Origin of the sequence: Methylovulum psychrotolerans (assembly GCF_002923755.1) — a bacterium.
In the GTDB taxonomy this organism is placed as follows: Bacteria; Pseudomonadota; Gammaproteobacteria; order Methylococcales; family Methylomonadaceae; genus Methylovulum; species Methylovulum psychrotolerans.
The window spans coordinates 1-2,440 of record NZ_PGFZ01000056.1 but is presented as its reverse complement, the minus strand read 5'-3'; the positions used below and the strand labels follow the sequence as shown (position 1 = coordinate 2,440).

3 protein-coding genes are annotated in these 2,440 nt (G+C 38.2%); 1 reads left to right on the top strand and 2 read right to left on the bottom strand.

Going from position 1 to position 2,440, the window contains the following annotated elements; translation table 11 throughout:
* The first annotated feature begins 6 nt into the window (after positions 1–6).
* Complete coding sequence (locus AADEFJLK_RS25965) at positions 7–171, top strand: helix-turn-helix domain-containing protein (RefSeq protein WP_282957382.1); 165 nt, start codon at positions 7–9, stop codon at positions 169–171.
* A gap of 104 nt (positions 172–275) precedes the next feature.
* Here the strand turns inward: AADEFJLK_RS25965 and AADEFJLK_RS23440 are convergent, their stop codons facing one another.
* Together AADEFJLK_RS23440 and AADEFJLK_RS23435 are read right to left on the bottom strand one after the other, a co-directional pair.
* Positions 276–1,124, bottom strand: a complete 849-nt coding sequence (locus tag AADEFJLK_RS23440; protein ID WP_088620644.1) for a hypothetical protein — start codon at positions 1,122–1,124, stop codon at positions 276–278.
* Complete coding sequence (locus AADEFJLK_RS23435; RefSeq protein WP_088621681.1) at positions 1,111–1,776, bottom strand: AAA family ATPase; 666 nt, start codon at positions 1,774–1,776, stop codon at positions 1,111–1,113. The genes AADEFJLK_RS23440 and AADEFJLK_RS23435 overlap by 14 nt, the downstream gene beginning before the upstream one ends.
* Positions 1,777–2,440: the final 664 nt, after the last annotated feature.

Below are 2,440 nucleotides of genomic sequence, written 5' to 3'. Positions count from 1 at the left end.
GAAGGCATTGAACAGGCGCTCAAAAAAGGCGTTAAGTTCGGCGCACGGCCTAAGCTAAAGCCCGGACAGGTCGAGGAGTTGAAAGCCAGGGTGGCCGCAGGGGAAGAAAAAAGCCGACTGGCAAAAGAGTTTGGGATCAGCAGGCCGACGCTTTACAAGCTGATTACTTAAATCCACATTTTCGCCAAATGAGAGGGATGTTTTAAGTGATTTATTCCAAGCTACTGAAATCGTCAGGATCGACTCTAATCAAATGAGGATTGAAGAAGGTATTGCTACAAATCACTGGCCAATCGTTTTATTAGCAATTTTATAATAGGAATTATCGTTAAAGATGGCTTCATAAATTGAAGACATAAGGTTTTGAGTTCATCAAGAATTTCTTCATTCGAGAGTTCATCTTCATTTAATGTGGGTAACGTTGCCAAAATAGCCATGCGACGCTGATGATTTGAATCAGGCACATTTGCAACACCATGAATAATATTCTCACTTAGAATAGCTAAAGCTTCAGATATTTCGAGTTTTAAATTTCCACCACCCTCATTTACAGAGGAGGCATAATTTATTTCCATGCCACTTTCATATGGCATTTGCTCAGGATTTTTTGGTTGTTCAATAGTCAATACCGCTTTAGCCTGTTCGATATACCGTTCAACATCTTTAACAGGAACATTTTTATTTTTTACTCTATTATAAACTTCATCGGCTATTGTTTCATTTGAAGGGCGTGATAACGCATATACTGCCGACTGAAGCACCCCTGCCGAACTCAAGTTTGTTATTCCATATTTTTCACAAAAACGACCCGCATGAAGCGCACGGTTAATTTCTTGATGGCTACCCGCGCAAATTGCGCGGGTAGCCTTTAGGTCGGCAATATACTGGCCGAATAATCTATCTGACGGAAATCGCTGCCGTAATGCCCATAAAATACGCCATTTTATCAAAGTAGCCTGATTATCAATTTGTTCTAAACGATCAATTAATTCGTCATTGGTCAGTTTTTTTAAGTCTAAAAATGACCAAATATCCGTCTGCTGCTGAATAATACCGTCTTTATCTGCCCCAGCAATAAAGACCCTCCGCGCCTCAATTTCATCGGAAGTTTTAAATTTGACCATGTAATACTTCCTCCACCAAAGCTAACATTTCTTTTTTTGCCGAAATTTCACTATCTGCGCGTCCATTCAATTCGGTAACAGCCAATCCATCAGCCATACAATCCCTATATATTTTACGGTCAAATACAACCGTTTTAAGTAGCTGCAATTCTGAAAAGTCTAAAATTGTACGTTTCGCTTGCTCTATTTCATTGATTTTTGGATTGCTTGGTGCAATTGACAAAAAAACATAAGATAGTAATCTTTTATTAAAAACCCTTGATTGCTTAATTATTTTACACATATTAGGTAACGTATTAATATCAACCTGACTTGCTTTAACTGGAGTTAAAAGAATATCGGCGACTACCATAGCCGAACGCATTTCTTCAGAATCTCGTCCAGTTACATCGACAATGACGTATTCATAACGATTTCTTAAATCAATCAAAGTATCATCAAGTTCACCGTATTTTTGAATGCAGGCAATTTTAGGCTTATCAGGATGATGTAATTTACGCTCAGCCCACCATTCCGAAACAGATGCCTGTCGATCGGAATCAACCAGCAAAACATCATGGCCTTGATTGGCTAATACAGAAGAAATATTTATGGCCGTAGTTGATTTACCTACGCCACCTTTTTGGGACGCGATAAGAAGTATTTTACTCATTTTTCTCATTTAAATAGGCAATATAGAACCACCTGAAAATTATGCATTTACAGGAATGTTACAATATGTATTTTAAAAATTCATATACAATTGCGAACGGAAGACCCTATCATGATAAAGGCAATCAATCGTCCCACATCAGTCCGCACCCTGCCGATGTACATCGGTTTCTTATTGGGATAACTGCTTCCTGTAACGGGAAAACTACGAAGACAATAATCTATCACCGATGGAAGCAGTGCATTTCTCAACATTCCGACTCAACTGATAGGATTGTAACCTAGAAAATGTCTTTAAAAGCAAAAAAACATGTTGTTAGCTGTTTTCCATCAGGAATGAGAAATGCCTGACATCATCATGTAAATAACAGGTTATGCGGCTTTAGTAACATGGCATTTTCCCTGAACAGAATCCCTTATTGTCTATACAAAAGCGAGCGATGCTGTTCAATACGTTACTGACTTTTGGGAAAACTTTCAATTTTGTCTAATACTTTATCTACTAATTTGCGACAACTCCATAATTCTGCATTTGTTTTTTATGATACTCCCCATATTTTAGACCAGCAGTTAAGATAGAAAGCCTTACCCAAAAAGGCAAACTAAACTATGGCAAATGTACGCAAGAACCACACAACGGAATTTAAAGCCAAAGTGGCCGTTGA